Annotated in this window: 13 protein-coding genes; 5 read left to right on the forward strand and 8 right to left on the reverse strand. The window is 64.8% G+C overall.

The window, feature by feature from the left end; genetic code table 11:
• On the forward strand, positions 1-717 hold the full coding sequence (pdeM, locus tag J0I79_RS19650) for a ligase-associated DNA damage response endonuclease PdeM (RefSeq protein WP_292862516.1): 717 nt from the start codon (positions 1-3) through the stop codon (positions 715-717).
• A gap of 3 nt (positions 718-720) precedes the next feature.
• Here the strand turns inward: pdeM and J0I79_RS19655 are convergent, their stop codons facing one another.
• Genes J0I79_RS19655 through J0I79_RS19670 form a run of 4 tightly spaced genes read right to left on the reverse strand, consistent with a single transcriptional unit; the run spans position 721 to position 5,651 of the window.
• On the reverse strand, positions 721-1,656 hold the full coding sequence (locus J0I79_RS19655; RefSeq protein WP_292862519.1) for a DmsC/YnfH family molybdoenzyme membrane anchor subunit: 936 nt from the start codon (positions 1,654-1,656) through the stop codon (positions 721-723).
• Positions 1,657-1,660: 4 nt separating this feature from the next.
• A complete protein-coding gene (locus tag J0I79_RS19660) occupies positions 1,661-2,395 on the reverse strand; it encodes a 4Fe-4S dicluster domain-containing protein (RefSeq protein WP_292862522.1) in 735 nt (244 codons plus the stop codon).
• Positions 2,392-5,322 (reverse strand): molybdopterin oxidoreductase family protein, encoded by a 2,931-nt coding sequence (locus J0I79_RS19665; RefSeq protein ID WP_292862525.1) that lies wholly within the window; start codon positions 5,320-5,322, stop codon positions 2,392-2,394. The genes J0I79_RS19660 and J0I79_RS19665 overlap by 4 nt, the downstream gene beginning before the upstream one ends.
• Positions 5,319-5,651, reverse strand: a complete 333-nt coding sequence (locus tag J0I79_RS19670; RefSeq protein ID WP_292862555.1) for a hypothetical protein — start codon at positions 5,649-5,651, stop codon at positions 5,319-5,321. Before J0I79_RS19670 ends, J0I79_RS19665 begins: the two co-directional genes overlap by 4 nt.
• On the opposite strand from J0I79_RS19670, the gene J0I79_RS19675 reads away from it, so the two are divergent.
• Positions 5,601-6,509 (forward strand): LysR family transcriptional regulator, encoded by a 909-nt coding sequence (locus J0I79_RS19675; protein WP_292862528.1) that lies wholly within the window; start codon positions 5,601-5,603, stop codon positions 6,507-6,509. The two genes, J0I79_RS19670 and J0I79_RS19675, sit on opposite strands and share 51 nt — an antisense overlap.
• Before the next feature lie 15 nt (positions 6,510-6,524).
• Here the strand turns inward: J0I79_RS19675 and J0I79_RS19680 are convergent, their stop codons facing one another.
• From J0I79_RS19680 to J0I79_RS19695, 4 genes are all read right to left on the reverse strand, one after another.
• A complete protein-coding gene (locus J0I79_RS19680) occupies positions 6,525-7,781 on the reverse strand; it encodes an Hsp70 family protein (RefSeq protein WP_292862531.1) in 1,257 nt (418 codons plus the stop codon).
• Between the two features lie 168 nt (positions 7,782-7,949).
• Complete coding sequence (locus tag J0I79_RS19685; RefSeq protein ID WP_292862534.1) at positions 7,950-8,741, reverse strand: TIGR02186 family protein; 792 nt, start codon at positions 8,739-8,741, stop codon at positions 7,950-7,952.
• Positions 8,741-9,664, reverse strand: a complete 924-nt coding sequence (locus tag J0I79_RS19690) for a sulfite exporter TauE/SafE family protein (protein WP_292862537.1) — start codon at positions 9,662-9,664, stop codon at positions 8,741-8,743. Before J0I79_RS19690 ends, J0I79_RS19685 begins: the two co-directional genes overlap by 1 nt.
• Positions 9,665-9,856: 192 nt before the next feature.
• On the reverse strand, positions 9,857-13,942 hold the full coding sequence (locus J0I79_RS19695) for a peptidoglycan-binding protein (RefSeq protein ID WP_292862540.1): 4,086 nt from the start codon (positions 13,940-13,942) through the stop codon (positions 9,857-9,859).
• Between the two features lie 457 nt (positions 13,943-14,399).
• Between J0I79_RS19695 and J0I79_RS19700 the strand changes: the two genes are divergently transcribed.
• From J0I79_RS19700 to J0I79_RS19710, 3 genes are all read left to right on the forward strand, one after another.
• Positions 14,400-14,861 (forward strand): MerR family DNA-binding transcriptional regulator, encoded by a 462-nt coding sequence (locus J0I79_RS19700; protein ID WP_292862552.1) that lies wholly within the window; start codon positions 14,400-14,402, stop codon positions 14,859-14,861.
• 276 nt (positions 14,862-15,137) lie between these two features.
• Positions 15,138-16,928, forward strand: a complete 1,791-nt coding sequence (locus J0I79_RS19705) for an acyl-CoA dehydrogenase (protein ID WP_292862542.1) — start codon at positions 15,138-15,140, stop codon at positions 16,926-16,928.
• A 52-nt stretch (positions 16,929-16,980) separates the two neighbouring features.
• A partial coding sequence (locus J0I79_RS19710) for an acyl-CoA dehydrogenase family protein (RefSeq protein WP_292862546.1) occupies positions 16,981-17,516 on the forward strand: 536 nt, incomplete at its 3' end.

Here is a 17,516-nt window from a genome sequence, read left to right on the forward strand (position 1 = left end):
ATGAATTTCTCGCTGACGCGGACATCGCTGATCGCCGAGGCCGACTTGATAGGCATCGCGGGCGAGCGCGCTGTCTGCGATCCGCGCGGCGTGCTCTATTTCCCCGAGCTCAAGCTGCTGGCGGTGTCCGACCTGCATCTCGAGAAAGGTTCTTCCTTTGCCCGGCGCGGCGCGCTGATCCCGCCCTATGACACCGGCGCGACCCTGCTCAGATTGCAGGCCGTCATCTCGGATTATCAGCCGTCGATCGTCATCAGCCTGGGCGACTCTTTCCATGACGGTGGCGGCGCGGAGCGCATGCATGCGAGCTTTCGTGAGCGGCTGGAAGCGCTGATGGCCGGGCGCCAGTGGTTCTGGGTCGCCGGCAATCACGATCCGGAAGCCCCGGCGGATTTGCCCGGCGAGACCGTGCGCGAACTGGCCATCGGCGCGCTTGTGTTCCGGCACGAACCGTCAAAGGTCCGTGTCGAGGGCGAGATCGCGGGCCACCTTCATCCCTGCGCCCGCATTGTCCAGCGCGGCCGTTCGGTACGGCGCCGCTGCTTTGCCGGCGATGGCGGCCGTATGATCATGCCGGCTTTCGGCGCCTATACCGGCTCGCTCAACGTGTTGGACCGCGCCTATGCCGGCCTGTTTCGTCTGGAAACGCTGATGGCCTATATGCTGGGCGCGGAGCGCATCTTCGCCATCTCGCATCCGATGCTGCGGCCGGGCTGAGGTCTATCTCCCATAGTAGAGCGTAACTGTGTGCTTCGCCTCGGCGAAGAACAGCCAGCGTTCGACAAGCATGCCGGCGAACTGGCTGATCGCCGCGAGCGCCGCAGCCACCGCCTCGAGAGGCCACGGCAAGGCGAAGCCCGCAATGAGCAACAGGATCGGCAGGCCGAAGGCCAGCACCTGCGTGATCAGGCGCAGCTTGGCGCTGTGCTTTCGTGCGATGCGAAAGCCCATCTCCTTGAGCAGGTAATTTTCCTCGGTATGCGGCCATTCGAGAGACCTTACCGTGCCGCCGGCGAGTCCCGTGGCGGTGTTGGCGGTGGTCGGGATCTCCAACTGGTCGTTGTGACGCCAGGTCGCCAGCTTCCAGCCCCAGCCGAGCAAGGTGAGCAGGATCGAGGCAGCGAGCAGTCTATTCGTACCGAGGCCAAAGCCCGCGAGCAGCGCATTGAGAAGCACGATGCCGCTCATCCCCGAGAAGATGAGATAGCCGGGCAAGGTGTAGGGACTGTGCCATTGGGCGATTGGTTTCAATGAGGCGTAGATCATGCCGGTCATGCAGACCGTGACGATGGCGCCCACGGCGGCCAGAAGCCCTGCGGCGGCCACCCAGCCGTCAAGCCGACCGAAGACCACCCACCCGAGTCCGAACAGCCCCGCCGGTATGAAGGTGGCTACCGAAGCGACACCTTCGCGCGACAGCCAGGAACTGCGCCATTGCGAAAAGGCTCGCCAGGCCCGCTCCGGTCGTCCGAGATGACCGGTGGACGATAAAAGCCCGGCGCTGATCAGGCCAAGCGACAAGGCCATGCCTGCCAGACCCAGCCAGAAGCCCGGCGCGATGAAGCCTGTGGCGCCAAGCACGCCGAGCAGGGCCAGCAGGCCGTATCCGGCGCCGGTAGCGGTGGTGAAGAAAACGACCGAGAAGGCGGGATGCATGGGGTCAGTTCGAAAGCATGCGGTCGACCCAGCCTAGGAAGCCGCCTTCGGCCTTGACCGGCTCGAGTGCCTTCGCCGGCACGGATGCAGCGCGCTGCGTATGCGCCCGCGGTGGCAGGTATTTGTTGGTCGGGCGATAGCCCATCTCCGGCATCAGGTCGACGCCCCCGCGCTCCGCCACCAGCTGCGATACGGCCGAGGCTGGATCGCCAAGGTCGCCGAAATGGCGAGCGCTGGTCGGGCAGGCGGCGACACAGGCCGGCACACGGTCTCCTTCGGCCAGATTGTCGTTATAGATGCGGTCGACGCACAGTGTGCACTTCTTCATGACGCCGACATCGGTGTCGAACTCGCGCGCGCCATACGGGCAGGCCCAGCTGCAGAGCTTGCAGCCGATGCACTTGCTCTCGTCGATCAGAACGATACCGTCCGATGCCCGCTTGTACGATGCTCCGGTCGGGCAGACGGTGACACAGGCCGGTGTCTCGCAATGCAGGCAGGAGCGCGGAAAGTTCACGGTGCGCCCGCCCATCTCGGTGGTGTGCTCATAGCTGTGCACGCGGTTGAACCAGACGCCGTCGACATGGCCGCCATAAGGGTCGGTGTCGGTCAGCGGCGCCATGTGGCCGCCCGTGTTCCATTCCTTGCAGGCGGTCACGCAAGCCTGGCAGCCGACGCAGGTGTCGAGGTCGATGACGAGACCAAGCCTTTTGTCCATATGGGAAGGCAGGCAGGTCATTGGGCGGCTTCCCTTGCGTGGCGGAATTCAGCACCGAAACGCGATATGTCGGGCGACGGCTCGAAATGCGGCGGTTGTTCGAAACGCTCGAATTGGGGCTCCGTAAAGCCGGCCTCCTGCGGCGCGCATTTGACGATGCGCACGCGAAGGTCAAACCATGCCGCTTGACCGGTCACAGGGTCGGCATTCGCATAGCGCCTGCCGTTGGCGTCAGCGGATGTCTGGTCGCCGATGATATGGTTGAGCAGGAAGCCGCGATTGCTCTCGCCGGCGTCGTCTTTTAATCCCCAGCTCCCGCGTCTCTTACCGATCGCATTCCAGGTCCAGACCGTGCTCTCGTTCACGCCGTCGATCAGTTTGATCTGCCCCTTGACCCGGCCGTTGATGCTTTCGATCCACACCCAGTCATCGTCGACGAGCCCGAGGCCCGCCCCGGTCCTGTGATGCACGAACAACCGGTTCTGGCTGGTGATTTGCCTGAGCCAAGCATTCTGTGAACCCCAGGAATGGTACATGTGCATCGGCCGCTGCGTCAGCGCATGCAGCGGGTATTTCTCGAGGTCCACGGCGGCTTCCTCGAACGGCATGTACCAGATGGGCAGCGGGTCCATGTAGGTCTCGATGCGCTTGCGTTCCGTCTGCGGCGGCAGCACCCGGCCATGGCCGCGCGCGGCGAGCCGGAAGCGCTGCATCGGTTCGGAATAGAGCTGGAAGACGATGGGCTCGGCCTTCGGGATAAAGCCCATCTGAACCGCGAAATCGAGATAGGCGCGGTTGCCCATCTTGTAGAAGCGCTGGTCAGCGGCAAGGTCATGGTGCCAGAAGCCGCCATTGTCGATATAGCGCTGCAACTGGTTGGGATTAGGCTTACCCTTGCCGGTCGAAGTGCCGTCCTTGCCGCGCCAGCCGGCCAGCGGGCCGATGCCCGGCGTGCGCTCATGATTGACGATATAGTCGGCATAGTCGTGGTACTTCGCCGAGCCATCCTCGTTGACGAAGCCAGGCAGGCCAAGCCGCGCGCCGAGCTCGATCAGCACCGACTGGAACGGCCTGACGTCGCGGTCCGGCTCGACCACCGGATGGCGGATCGCATCGCCCGGTCCGTCGGCATGGCTGATCGGCCGGTCGAGAAGGCTGATGCAGTCGTGGCGTTCGAGGTAGGTCGTGTCCGGCAGCACGAGATCGGCAAAGGGCACGGTCTCGGAATAATAGGCGTCGGAATAGATGATGAAGGGAATCCTGTAGGCGGCGGCCTCGTCCTTGTCGGTCAGCATGGCGATGGTCTCGACGGTGTTCATCGAGGAATTCCACGCCATGTTCGACATATACATCATCAGCGTGTCGATCTTGTATGGATCGCCGGCCCAGGCATTGCGGATGACGCTGTGCATCAGTCCGTGCGCGGCCAGCGGAGCGTCCCAGGAATAGGCCTTGTCGATGCGCAGCGGCGTGCCCGCCTCGTCGACCAGCAGGTCGTCGGGGCCGCAGACGAAGCCGAGCGGCATGCCGTCCAGGGGCGTCATCGGTTTGACGGCCTTGCCAGAAGGTTTGGGGCCTGGCGGCGCCGATTTCGGGTAGGGCGGCTTGAAGCGGAAGCCGCCGGGTACATCCACAGTGCCCAGCAGCACCTGCAGCAGGTGGATGGCGCGGCAGGTGTGGAAACCGTTGGAATGGGCCGAGATGCCGCGCATGGCGTGCATCGCCACCGGTCGGCCCTTGATCGTCTCGTGCCGGCGCCCGGCCCAGTCGGTCCACGCCACCGGCAATTCGATCGTCTGCTCGAAGGCGACATGGGCGAGTTCGGCGGCGATCCGCCGGATGGTGGCGGCCGATATGCCGCAGCGCTCGGCGACAGCGTCCGGTGAATAGCTCTCGTCGAGATAGCGGTCAGCGATCAGCTGGAACACCGGCACGCAGCGTCGGCCATTCACCTCATGGCTGCCGGTGAGTGCCGGCTTCGCCAGCGCGTCGTCGGCGCGGACCGGCTTTTCGGCAACCCTGTCCCACGCCAGCGGATTGCCGTCCGCGTCACGTACGAACAGCCCGTCATCGGCGGCGCCCGGTTCCTGTATGACGAGCGTGTGGGCATTGGTGTAGCGCAGGAGATAGTCGAGATCGACGCGGCCTGCCTTCAGCAACTCGTGGATCAACGCGAACACGAACAGGCCGTCCGTGCCCGGCCGGATGCCGATCCAGTCGTCGGCGATCGCATTGTAGCCGGTGCGGCACGGATTGATCGACACGACCTTGGCGCCGCGCGCCTTGAGCTTGCCCAGCCCGATCTTGATCGGGTTGGAATCATGATCCTCGGCGACGCCGAACAGCATGAAGTATTTCGTGTTGTCCCAGTCCGGCTCGCCGAACTCCCAGAACGAACCGCCGATCGAATAGAGCCCGCCGGCCGCCATGTTGACCGAACAGAAGCCGCCATGGGCGGCGAAATTGGGCGTGCCGAACTTCGCCGCCCACCAGCCCGTCAAGGACTGCGACTGGTCGCGCCCGGTGAAGAAGGCGAGCTTCTTCGGGTCGGTGCGGCGGATGGCCGAGAGCCGTTCGGTGGCGATCGAGAAAGCCTCTTCCCACTCGATCTCGCGGAATGCGCCGGAGCCGCGCGGGCCGGTGCGCAAGAGCGGCTTCTTCAGCCGGGCGGGGCTGTAGTGCTGCATGATGCCGGAGCTGCCCTTGCCGCAGATCACGCCGCGATTGACCGGATGGTCCTTGTTGCCGTTGATGTAGCGGACCTTGCCGTTCTTGATGTGCACCTCGATCCCGCAGCGGCAGGCGCACATGTAGCAGGTGGTTTTGGCCACACGGTCGGAGACATCGGGCGAGGTATCGACACCGTCGCCCTCGTCAGGAGCGCGCGTGTCGGCCAGCGGGCGTTGCGACGGTGCCGAATTCGCGCCGCGCGGCGGTCCGTGCATCATGATCGCGTCGTGCCGGCGGCGCCGGCGGACTTGGCCCGCGTTTTCGGTCCGGGGCCGCGCATATAGTGCTCTTCCGGGTGGTAGCGATCGCCGGCAAGCCGTCGCCTCAAGCCACGGGTCCAATGCGCAAGCAGGGATCTGAACCGCTCGATCATTTTATTCTCTGCGGCCTGGTGGCCAATTTTTTCTAACTTCGTTGGAAAAAGTAGAATGAAGCTATCGATCCGTCTAATCAGTTGTTCTTGTAAATTCGATCGATATTGGTTCTTAATGCTGATATGACCCTGGAACAGTTGCGCATCTTCGTTGCCGTTGCCGAGCGCGGCCACATGACCAAGGCGGCCGAGCTTCTGGGTATCTCCCAGTCGGCGGCATCGGCGGCCATCCGCGCGCTCGAGGAGCAGCACGGCGTCCAGCTTTTCAATCGTGTCGGGCGCAACATCGAACTGGCCCAGACCGGCCATCGCTTCCTGCCCGAGGCCAAGGCCGTGCTTGAACGCGCCGCTGCCGCGCGCAATGTGCTCGAACATGTTTCGCAGACCGTGGCCGGCAGTCTCTCCATTGCCGCCAGCCTGACCATCGCCAGCTACTGGCTGCCGCGCCGGCTGGCTTCCTTCCACGAAGCCTATCCGGCCGTCCGGCTGAGCGTCACCATAGGCAACACCAGGCAGGTCGAGGCCAGCGTACTGGATGGAACCGCCGACCTCGGCCTGGTCGAGGGGCGCACCGAGTCCGACATATTGCGCCGCGCCAGGGTCGATATCGACCGCCTGATGCTGGTCGTCGCGGCTTCCCATCCCGAGATCGCCGAAACCGCGCCGGGCTATCCCGATATCAAAGGGCTGCGCTGGATCATCCGCGAAGGCGGTTCAGGCACGCGAGAGGTGCTGGAGGATTTGGCGCGGCGCGAGGGGATTTCGCTTGCCGACTTGCAGATATTCCTGGTGCTGCCCAGCAACGAGGCGGTTCGCCAGGCGGTGGAGGCCGGCGCCGGCGCCACCATCATTTCGGAACTCGTCGTCGGACGCGCGGTGGCCGAGGGGAGCCTGAGGGCGGTGCCCATCGAATTGCCAAGGCGCGACTTCGCCATGATCACGCATCGCGATCGCCAGGCGAGCCTGGCGCAGATGGCGCTCAAGGCGCATCTAGGCGCGAATCCGGATGAAACGGCTCCGGCCAAGTCGTGATTTCGGTTGGCGATATCAACTGAATTTGCGCTGCGCGTCGAGCGCCAGGCCAAGCCCGACCGAGCCGAACATGTCGCCCTCGATGACGGAAGCCTGCGGCACCAGCGCGAGGATTTCGCGCCGCGCCAGCGGGATCGCGGTCGAACCGCCGGTCAGGAACACCGCCGTGATATCAGACGGCTCGACCTCCGCATCGCGGATGGTTTGCGCCACTGTCCCCGTCACGCGTTCGATGTCGCGGGCGATCGTCGCCTCCAGGCCGTCGCGCGTGATCGCGGCGGCGAACGCGGCGTCCGGCAATGTCACCGTGACATCAGCCGACGACCTGTCGGTCAGCTCGATCTTGGCCTTCTCGACCAGCGCCGCCAAAGCGTGCCCGTAGCGGTGCTCGACGACATGGATGAAGCGGTCGACCAGGTCGGCGCGCGCGGCTTCGTAGCGGATCTGGCGCAGATGCGTCATCGCCTTGGCGGTGTAGACCAGGTTGATGCGCTGCCAGGTCGCGAGATCGATGAAGTAGCTGGCCGGCAGGTTGCGCTTGCCGTCCTTGGTCGGCGAGAGATAACCGAGTTCCGGCATGACATGGGCGATGCTGAGCAGCCGGTCGAAATCGGTGCCGCCGATATGGATGCCTCGGCTGGCCAGGATGTCGTCCTTGCGGTCGCCCGCGCGGGCACGCTCCGGCGAGACGCGCACGATGGAGAAGTCCGACGTGCCGCCACCCATGTCGATGATCAGGGCCAGCTCCTCGCGCGTCACCTTCTGCTCATAGTCGAGCGCCGCCGCGATCGGCTCGAACTGGAAGGCGATGTGCCTGAAGCCCTGGGCCCGGGCTGCCTTTTCGAGCTCGCTTTGTGCCTGCGCGTCGGCCGCCGCGTCATCGTCCACGAATTGCACCGGCCGGCCGAGCACAACGTTCTCCACCGGGCCGCCGGCATCCTCTTCCAGCCGCGTCCTTAGATGACCGATGAAGAGACCGATAATGTCGATAAAACCGATCTGGCGCGCCTTGATGCGGGTCTTTTCATGGGCGAGCGAGCTGCCGAGCACGCTCTTGAGCGAGCGCATCAGCCGGCCCTCGATGCTGTCGGTATAGTCGCCGATCGCCCGGCGGCCGAAATAGGTGTAGCCGTCCTCGAAATTGAAGAAGACGGCGCTTGGCAATGTTGGCTGTTCACCCTCCAGGGGGACCAGCCGCGCCTTGCCGTTCCGGATCACGCCCACGGTGGAGTTGGACGTGCCGAAGTCGATGCCGCCGAATGCCTGACGCATTGCAGCCTCCTGTCATTGGTTCAAGGCGGCACGGCGACGACGCGTCGCGCTGTCAGCCGGATGGCCGGACCGCTCTTTGGAATTGTATGTGCGTGTTGTCCCTGGGCGGGGAGGCGGCGGTTTATCGCATGGGGAGGAAAAGGGAAACCCCTGTTTTCCCCCGTCGGATCAATCTTTGCGGAACACCAGCCGCCCGAGCCAGCCCGTCACCATGGCCAGCGATACCGCAAACACGCCGTAGAGAAAGGAATAGTCGTGGGCGACGCGGAAGATCGATTGCTCGAAACCGGATTTGCGGATTTCGAGCTGCGCGGAGCTTTCCTTGATGAACAGCCCGCTCTTGAACAGGAAGGCACGCGCCTTGTGGGTGCCGACCGGCACGTTGGGCGCCAGCCTCACGGTGGCGCGAAACAGGTTCTGCGACAGGAACTGTACGCCGCCGACATTCTCGCTGTAGAGGCCGGCCGCCGCCTTGCGTTCGCGCAACGCCGCGGTGAACTCCTCGATCGTCGCCGGGCTTTCGCCGGCGTCGGCGGGTTGCATGTAAAGGTTGGAGGCGCCGAGCGACAGCTGCTTGTAGCTGTTCGGTTCGGTGATGTCCTGCAGCGGCCGTGTCGTCGCCACGGAATAGGAGACCGGCACGTTCTCGAAGGTCTCGGATTCCAGATTGATCCAGACGCCGAGCACACGGTCCTTGCGGCGCACCACCACCGGCTTGGGGGGGCCTTCGAGCACGACGATGACGTCGTAGCGGCCTTGGCGCGCAACGAGAGGGTCAGGGTTTTCAAGCGAGCCGAAGATGGTCAGGTCGGCGCCGGAGAAACCGGCGGTGATCGAGACATTGTCGGTGGACAGCCCGATCTGGATGCCTTCCGGCAGCGGCGTCTGCGCCTTCGCCGGCACAGCGGCCGCGAGCAGGGAGAGGAAAATGGCTGCCGCGAAGCTTCCCGGGCCCTTCATCAGTTGAGGCCCGCGCCGGACAGCGAATAGAGGTTCGGCGGTGTGACGAAGAGGTCGATGGCAAGTCTTATCGCCACCGCCAGCACCAGCAGCGCCAGCAATGCCCTGAGCTGCTCCCCGCGCAGCCTCTGGCCGGCCTTGGCGCCATATTGCGCGCCGGCGACGCCGCCGGCCATCAGCAGGAAGGCCAGCATCACGTCGACGGTCTGGTTGGTGGTGGCGTGAACCAGCGTCGTGTAGGCGGAGGTGAAGATGATCTGGAACAGCGAGGTGCCGATAACCACGTTGGTCGGCACCTTGAGCAGGTAGATCAGCGCCGGCACCATGATGAAGCCGCCGCCGACGCCCATGATCGACGACAGGAAGCCGATGCCGGCACCGAGGCCAAGCACCGGGATGACGCTGACGAAGAGTTTCGAGGCCCGGAAGCGCATCTTCAGCGGCAGGCGGTGGATCCAGTTGTGCTGGCCGGATTTCTTCAGCACCGGCGCCGCGCCGCTGCGCGTGGCGCGCAGCGCATTCACACTCTCGACCAGCATCAATCCGCCGACCGTGCCGAGCAGCACGACGTAAAGCAGAGAGATGAACAGGTCGAGCTGGCCGAGCCTGCGCAGGAAAGCGAAGACGTAGATGCCGCCGGTGGAGCCGACGATTCCGCCGGCCAGAAGCACGCCGCCGAGCTTGAAGTCGAGCGTGCCACGCTTCATGTGCGACAGCGCGCCGGAGAAGGAGGAGGCGATGACCTGGTTGGCGCCCGTGGCGACAGCGATCGCCGGGGGAATGTTGTAGAAGATCAGCAGCGGCGTGATGAGAAAGCCGCCGCCGACGCCGAACATGCCCGACAGGAAGCCCACCGCGGCGCCCATGGCCAGCAGCACGAAGACGTTGACGGAAATTTCCGCGATCGGGAGATAGATGCCCACCCGTCAGTCTCGATCAGTTTGCCTCTCGGCCGATTCAGCCGTTGCCGGCAGTCTCGCACCGAAAAGCCAATTTTTTCTTGCGCCGACGCGGCAGCGGGGTCAAACCCCGCCACCGCGCCGAAACAAAAAATATCTCAATCAGTTAACAGGCAAATGTGTGGCAGGGGCGTCGTGGAAACGACGCATCTGCCGTTATTTGCGCGCCAGCAGCGCCTTGACCAGTTTTTCGTCCACCGCGCCGGTCGCCGGCAGCTTGTTGTCGGTCTGGAAGGCGATGATCGCGGTCTTGGTCTTTTCGCCCATCACGCCGTCGGCGCCGCCGGCGTCGTAGCCGTTCTTGTTGAGGATCAGCTGGATGTTCTTGACCGCCTTCTTCATGTCGATGCCGGCGGTGGTCTGTGGCGTGCCTTCCTGCCAGGATTCGGGAATGTCGGCGGAGTTGGCGGCAGCATTGAGCGGCTTGGCCTTCCACAGTTCGGTCGCGGCGCGGGCGCGTTCGAGCTGCTCGGGCCGCAGCGCATTGGCGATCTCGTCGCGCTTGGTGGCAGCGTCCTTGTCGCCGGTCTTGGCGACGAGCGCGAACCATTTGTAGGATTCCTCCAGGTTCTGCTTCATTCCGACGCCCTTGGCGGCGAGGATGCCGAGGTTGAACTGGCTGTCCTTGACGCCGAGGTCGGCTGCTTCCTGGAACCAGTGCGCGGCCGATTCATTGTCGGTCACGCCGTCCGCGGCCATCGCAAACAGCACCGCCAGATTGTGCATGGCGCTGGCGTTGCCCTGTTCGGCGGCAAGCTGGTACCAGGTCTTCGACTTCTTGATGTCGCGCGCGACGCCGATGCCCTTCTCGTAGAAATTGCCGATGCGGTATTCGGCTGGCGCGAAGCCGAGTTCCGCCGACTTTTCGTACCATTTGGCGGCGGCGGCCATGTCTTCCTTGACCCCGCGCGACTCGGCATAGCGCGAGCCGACCTCGAAGAGCGCCTTGGCGTCCCCACCCGCAGCGGCATCGCGCAGCGCGGCGGGACCGGCATCGGCCGGAATGTCGAATTTCGCCGTGGCTGTCGCCGGGGCGGTATCGGCCGGCGCAAGGGCGCCGGTGGTGTCGCTGGCCGTGGCAGGCGCAGCCGTGGCCGGCTGCGCATCGGTATCCGTTGCCTGGCTGCCGCCAGTAGGGGCGGGCTGTGCGGAGGCGGTGGCGGCCGGGGCGGCGAACATGGGAGCAACGGGCGCCGGAGCGGCCGAAGCCGTCGCCTCCGGCGCGGCGGTCTGCGGCCCGGAAGAAGACGCCGAGGTCGTGGGCGCGGGTTCGGCGGCAGGTGCGGCACCCGCCACCGCATTGGTGTCCGAAGGCATCGCCAGCGCGGTCTGGGGCGACACGTCGTCCTTGCTTGCGGGCGCGGATTGTTCGGCCTGCCTCACGGTTCGCGCTGGCGCGTTGTCCGTTGCCGCCGGCGCGACCTCGGCCTTCGGCTGGCTCGCCGTGTCGATGGATGCCGTCTGCACGGGCTGCGCGGCGACGATCGGCGCGGCGTCGTTGCTTGCCACCTGGGCGGGATCCGAGAGGAACGCCTTGCCGAGTTGCAGGCCGGCAAGCGCCAGCATGATCGCGGCGGCGGCCATCAGGATCGGCTTGCGTCGTGCCTTGAGCAGGTCGCCGATCCTGAGCGCCTTCACCGGTCCCTTCATCGTCGACTGGCGCTTCAGGGCGTCGGCCTCGGCTGCTGCCGCCTGGGCGGCGCGCCGCGCGGCGGCGATGAAATCCGATTTCGCGGCATCGCTGTCGCTCGGCTTTGCCGGTTGCCCGCGCTCGTCGCGCACCCGCTTCATGATGGCATTGAGGTCGGGAGCGCCCGAGCCGGGCTCCAGCGGGCGGTTGGCCACCTTCGGGTCGAGCGGCTCGTCTAGATCGACGCTTGGCACATCGACGCTCGGCGCCGAGCCGGCCAACGGCGGCGCTTCCGCCGCCTTCTTGCCCTTGAAGGCGCGTGCCAGCCCGCCGAACATCGACTTGCGGCCGGCCGGCTGGTCTTTCTCGGCGATCGTGTCGGAACCGAGCGCGGCCATCGCGGCGGCGGCCGCCGCTTCCGCCGGCGTGCGGGTGCCCAGGCCGCGAGGTGAACTCGTTTCGGCGTTCACGGAGGCAGGCTCGGCACGCAATATGGCGGCGGCGCGTGCGTCGAGATCGGCCATGTCACCGGTCAGCGGCAGCGGCTCGTCAATGTTCAACGACGGTGCATTGACCGTCATCTTGGGCCGTCTTGCGCCACGCCAGTTGCTCGGCTCGGCCGGGCTCGTGTCCAGCAGTTCGCTCACCGCGCCCGACGGTTCGCTGGTTTCCAGCGAACCCAGCCTGTCGACGATCTTGAGCAGCGTGTCGTGGATGGCCTCGAAGGTCCGCGAATTGCGCTCGTCGGAACGCCGCGTCAGCGTCTCCAGCGTCTTCAGATCCTGGGCGAGGCCGGAAACCGCAGTCGTGTCGGTGTTTGAACCGGCCAGCGAACGCACCGCGTTCTCGGCCGCCTCGCGAGCCGCGCCGAGGATGGAATCGCGTGTGCCGGCCAGCGCCTTTTCGATGTCGTTGAGGCGCGGACTGATGTCCTCGAATTCCGGCAACGGGGTGCTCGGCTTGGAAAGATGAGCTGACAGGCCGGCGACCTGGCCCTCGAGGCTGCGGATCAGTTCCGGGTCGATGCCGGCGACCTGGGCAGCCGATGCGTCGAGACGGTTCGAAATGTCCTGGAGTCTGCTTTCCAGGCCGCGGATCGCCGCCTCGCCCGCCGGATCGGGAGCGCGCGTCTCGATGCGCTTGGCAAGTGCTGTGAAACGGGCGTCGATGGCTTCCATGATGCCGGCGCTGTCGACCTGCGGCATGCGCTGGTCCAGCCGGTCGGCAACCTCGTCCAGCCGGCGCTCGAGGTCGCGAAACAGCATGTTGCCCTGTTCGATGGCGTCGCCCTGGCGGCGTTCCATCATGCCGGACAGCACGTCGAAGCGCTGCTCGAGCCCCTGGAAAATATAATCGGCGTCGGGCATGGCCGGCGCATGGTCGATCTTGTCGGCGATGAGCGCGATCTGCTTGGCCAGCCGCTCCATGGCCTGTTCGGGCAGATTGGCGCGGCCGGCAAGTTCGTCGACCCGGCTCGAAAGTACGCCTAGACGATCCATTACCGCGTTGCCGGGATGGTCCTGGGCCACTTCCTCGATCTGCCGCGCCAGCGAGTCGATCCGCTTCTCGATGCGTTCGAAGGCTTCGTGATCGACCGCATTGGCCTGTGCGGCGACAGTGGAGGCGACGATGGCGCGGGAAATCTCGTCCAGCCGCTCGTCGATCATGGCAAGCGTGTCGCCGCCGCGACTGTCCTGCTGGCTGGCGAAATGATCGACGGCGCCGGCCAATGTGCGGACCTTTTCCTCCAGCGAGCGCAGGGAAAGCGATTCCGGTAGATTGTTGACGGCATTGCTGATCTGTTCGAGCCGGTCGGTCAGGGCCGCAAGCGCCGGATCGTCGGTGCGCTTGCGCTGGTCGGCGTCGACGCGGTCCTCGAAGGCCGACCAGCGGCGGTCGAACTCGTCCCAGCGGCGGTCGACCTTCTGCACGCTCTCCTCGCGCGCCAGAGTGTCGAGCGCGCCCTTGACCTGCTCGAGTTCCAGCCGCAGCAGGTTGACGCTTCTGTCATCGCTCTTTTCCGACAGCGACTTGATGGCGCCGGAAAGTCTTTCAAACTCCAAGCCGAGTTCGGCGCTGCCCTTGCCCTGCGCTCCCGACTTGGACTGGAAGGCGCGGTCGATATCCTTGCGCAACGCGTCGAATTCGCGCTGCAGCCCCGATGTCATCTGGTGGCGCAGTTCCTCGCGCATGCCGCGTAATTCGCCGGCGATCTTGCCGACCATGGCGACGCTGTCTTCCTGGCCGCGCACGCGGTCTATGTCGCGGGCAATGGCCTGGTAATTCTGGTCGAAGGCAGGGGCCGGCGCCGGAGCGGGAGCCGGAGCTTGCGGGCGTGCCGCCGGTTGCGGATCCTCGTACCAGCGCTGCTGGCTGGTCGGCTGGGTGGCGGGATAGCGCGGGTTGGTGCCGGGGTAGCGTGGATCTGCGGCGGGGTAGCGCGGATCGTCGCCGTACTGGCGCGGAGCGGGACGCGCCATCGCGTCTTCGCGCGTCTGTCCCAGACGCTGTTCCAGCGTCTCCAGCGAGCGGTTCAGCTGCTCGAGCGTGGTCTGTGGCCTGCGCTGCCTGCCGGCGTTGAGTGTGTCGAGATAGGACCGCTTGCTGTTCATCGGTGCGTCCGTCTTTCAGATTGGCCAGCGTATGGCCAGCTCCCCAAGTCCCTGCCGGAACGAGGCGACCGCGCTTCCATGCCACGGTGGAAGACAAGCTTCCCGGGGTTCACCCGCGCTCCGAAAAACCGTGAAAAATTCGATACAGGATAAACACGGGTAGCCGACATGCGCACATTTCGCCCAACGTGGTAAACAAGGCGTTAACCAAGCTTAAGAAGTTGCGAGGAAGTTGGCGCCGGGGCTTTTTTAGTGCGGCATAAAGTTCCGTTTGGAGAACGCCCTTGCGTCATGAGGCGGCTATCGGTATAGAATTGACGTAAACGTAAAAGGCGCATTTTATGTGCTGTTTGCGATTTTGTTTGTCGAAACCACGGCTGGAAGCACGCCCCCGCTTCCAGTCAGGCGACGCCTGGTCCAGGACCGCGACGCCATCAGACGGGGAAAGCCAGTGACCATGAAGCTTATCTCGGCCGGCGAGACCGCGGCCAATACCAACAATGTACCTGTCGAAGCCGGCGAGGATCTCGCCCGCATCGGCGAAATGGCCAAGAAATATGGCGTGACGCTGCGCACGCTGCGTTTCTATGAAGACAAGGGCCTGCTCAATCCGCAGCGTGACGGCTCGACCCGTCTCTACACGCGCCGCGACAAGGCCCGGCTGAAACTGATCCTGCTCGGCCGCAAGGTCGGGTTCTCGCTGCGCGACGTCAAGCAGATGATGGACCTCTACGATCCGACCGGCTCCAACACCAAGCAACTGCGGCTGGCGTTGGACAAGTCGGAAAAGCAGCTTGCCCGCCTGCAGAAGCAGCGTGCGCTGATCGACGACGCCATCAACGAGCTGAGCGGTTCGATGTCGGCCGTGCGCCAGATGCTGATTGAGCGTACGACAGCGCCGGCCAGCGCCGCCAGCTGACGGATCAGCGGAATTTCTGACGATCGAAGCCGCGTGGCCATGCCGCGCGGCTTTTTTCTTTCCTGGTCAGTCCCGAGCACGACAGTCCGCTTGCTGGCCCAAGCGGTCATGCGGCTCGAGGTTCGCCGCATTCGAGGGATGGAAATCTTGTCGCATCGACAAAATTGACGTTTACGCAAACGTCAATTTTTGCTATCCCGCCCTCAACACGGGTCCGCATGCCGCCCTGACTTGGTTTCGGGGTTTTCGGGCCAGGTCCGCAGGGTGGAGAAAAACATGCCGACATACAGGGCTCCGGTCCAGGATACGCTGTTCGTGCTGAACGAGGTGCTGGGCTATCAGCGCTATTCCAACCTTCCCGGCTTTTCCGACGCCACGCCTGACGTGCTCGAGGCCATCCTCGCCGAAGGCGCCAAGCTCGCCGAGAACGTCATGCACCCGCTCAACCGTGTCGGCGACATGGAAGGCTGCGTGCGTCACGACGACGGCTCGGTGACGACGCCCAAGGGCTTCAAGGAGGCTTTCGACCAGTATCGCGAAGGCGGCTGGATGGGGCTCGCCGCCCCGGTCGAGTTCGGCGGCCAGGGGCTGCCCTACATGGTGCACCAGGCGGTCTCCGAATACATGGTCTCGGCCAACATGGCGCTGATGATGTATCCGGGCCTGACGCAGGGCGCGATCGCGGCGATCATCACCCACGGCAGCGACGAGCAGAAGGCCATGTGGCTGCCCAGGCTGGTCGAGGGCGTCTGGACCGGCACAATGAACCTGACCGAGCCGCATTGCGGCACCGATCTTGGCCTGCTGCGCACCAAGGCCGTCCCCAACGGCGACGGCACCTACAGGATTTCAGGCCAGAAGATCTTCATCTCGGCCGGCGAGCACGACATGTCGGACAACATCGTCCATCTGGTGCTGGCCCGCATCGAGGGAGCGCCGGAGGGCGTGAAGGGCATTTCGCTGTTCATCGTGCCGAAGTTCAAACTCGATGCCTCGGGCAATCCGGGCGAGCGCAACACGCTCTCCTGCGGTTCGATCGAGGAGAAGATGGGCATTCACGGCAATTCGACCTGCGTGATGAATTACGACGAGGCGCAAGGTACGCTGCTGGGCGAGGAGAATGGCGGCTTGAAGGCCATGTTCACGATGATGAACGAGGCGCGGCTCGGTGTTGCCCTGCAGGGGCTGTCGCTGTCCGAGATTGCCTACCAGAACGCCGTTTCCTACGCCAAGGATCGCCTTCAGGGCCGTTCGCTCTCAGGGCCCAAGGCGCCGGACAAGAGGGCAGACCCGATCATCGTCCATCCCGATATCCGCCGCAGCCTGATGACCATGAAGGCCTTTAACGAGGCCGGCCGCGCGCTGGCGCTGTGGACGGCGATCAAATCCGACATCGCGCATCGCTCCCCCGACGACAAGGACCGGCAGGCCGCCGAGGACTACACCGGCCTGATGACCCCGGTGGTCAAGGGCGTGTTCACCGACAAGGGGTTCGACCATGCGGTGATGGCCCAGCAGGTGTTCGGCGGTCACGGCTATATCGAAGAGCACGGCATGAGCCAGTTCGTGCGCGATGCCCGCATCGCCATGATCTATGAAGGCGCCAACGGCATCCAGGCGCTCGACCTCGTCGGCCGCAAGCTTGGCCTGAATGGCGGCCGTGCGGTGCAGGCCTTCTTCAAGGAGGTCGGCGACTTCTGCGAGGAAAACCGCGCCGACGAGAAAATGGCGCCGTTCACCAAGGGGCTGAAGAAGGGCCTCAACGACCTGCAGGCGGCCACCATGTGGCTGGTGCAGAACGGCATGGCCAAGCCCGACAATGCCGGCGCCGCCTCCACCGATTACATGCATCTCTTCGGCCTCGTGGCGCTCGGCTACATGTGGGCGCAGATGGTCAAGGCGGCGCAGGGCAAGACCGGTGCCAACGGTTCTCAGTCCTTCTACGACAACAAGGTGGTGACGGCGCGCTTCTTCATGGAGCGGATCATGCCGGAGACCTCGGCGCATCTCGCCCGTATTTCGAGTGGCGCGGACACGCTAATGGCCCTTCCGGCGGAAGCGTTCTAGGTTTGTTGGGCCGGCGCCGCCGGCCCACATATGTCGGAACGCGGAGGAAATCGTGGCGACAAATCCAAGCGAAGTGCTTTCTCTACCGAAGCCCGCCTGGGCTGCCGACGAGGTCGGCATGCTCTACGACATGGCGAGCCGCTTCATGTCGGAGGAAATCGCGCCGCGCTACGACGAGTTCGAGAAGAACGAGATGGTCGACCGCGAGAGCTGGCGCAAGGCCGGCGCGGCAGGCCTGCTCTGCGCCTCCATGCCGGAGGAATATGGCGGCTCCGGCGGCACCTTCGCGCATGAGAGCGCCATCATCGAGGCCATCGGCCATGTCGGCGTCGACGGTTTCGGCATCGGTCTGCACAATTCGATCGTCGCGCCCTACATCCTTCACTACGGCTCGCAGGAGCAGAAGAAGAAGTGGTTGCCCAGGCTCGCCACCGGCGAACTGATCGGTGCCATCGCCATGACCGAGCCCGGCGCCGGCTCGGACCTGCAGGGCGTCAAGACACGCGCCGAAAAGGACGGCAACCAGTACAAGATCAACGGCTCCAAGACCTTCATCACCAATGGCCAGCTTGCCAACCTCATTATCGT

The sequence above is a fragment of the Mesorhizobium sp. genome (assembly GCF_017306585.1).
Lineage (GTDB): Bacteria > Pseudomonadota > Alphaproteobacteria > Rhizobiales > Rhizobiaceae > Mesorhizobium.

What these genes read in the sequence shown, in the direction of transcription:
- J0I79_RS19705 (WP_292862542.1), top strand. Translation starts at nt 15,138, where the DNA reads ATGCCGACATACAGGGCTCCGGTCCAGGATACGCTGTTCGTGCTGAAC.
- J0I79_RS19700 (WP_292862552.1), top strand. Translation starts at nt 14,400, where the DNA reads ATGAAGCTTATCTCGGCCGGCGAGACCGCGGCCAATACCAACAATGTA.
- J0I79_RS19675 (WP_292862528.1), top strand. Translation starts at nt 5,601, where the DNA reads ATGACCCTGGAACAGTTGCGCATCTTCGTTGCCGTTGCCGAGCGCGGC.
- J0I79_RS19655 (WP_292862519.1), bottom strand. Translation starts at nt 1,656, where the DNA reads ATGCATCCCGCCTTCTCGGTCGTTTTCTTCACCACCGCTACCGGCGCC.
- J0I79_RS19695 (WP_292862540.1), bottom strand. Translation starts at nt 13,942, where the DNA reads ATGAACAGCAAGCGGTCCTATCTCGACACACTCAACGCCGGCAGGCAG.
- J0I79_RS19680 (WP_292862531.1), bottom strand. Translation starts at nt 7,781, where the DNA reads ATGCGTCAGGCATTCGGCGGCATCGACTTCGGCACGTCCAACTCCACC.
- pdeM (WP_292862516.1), top strand. Translation starts at nt 1, where the DNA reads ATGAATTTCTCGCTGACGCGGACATCGCTGATCGCCGAGGCCGACTTG.
- J0I79_RS19665 (WP_292862525.1), bottom strand. Translation starts at nt 5,322, where the DNA reads ATGATGCACGGACCGCCGCGCGGCGCGAATTCGGCACCGTCGCAACGC.
- J0I79_RS19685 (WP_292862534.1), bottom strand. Translation starts at nt 8,741, where the DNA reads ATGAAGGGCCCGGGAAGCTTCGCGGCAGCCATTTTCCTCTCCCTGCTC.
- J0I79_RS19660 (WP_292862522.1), bottom strand. Translation starts at nt 2,395, where the DNA reads ATGACCTGCCTGCCTTCCCATATGGACAAAAGGCTTGGTCTCGTCATC.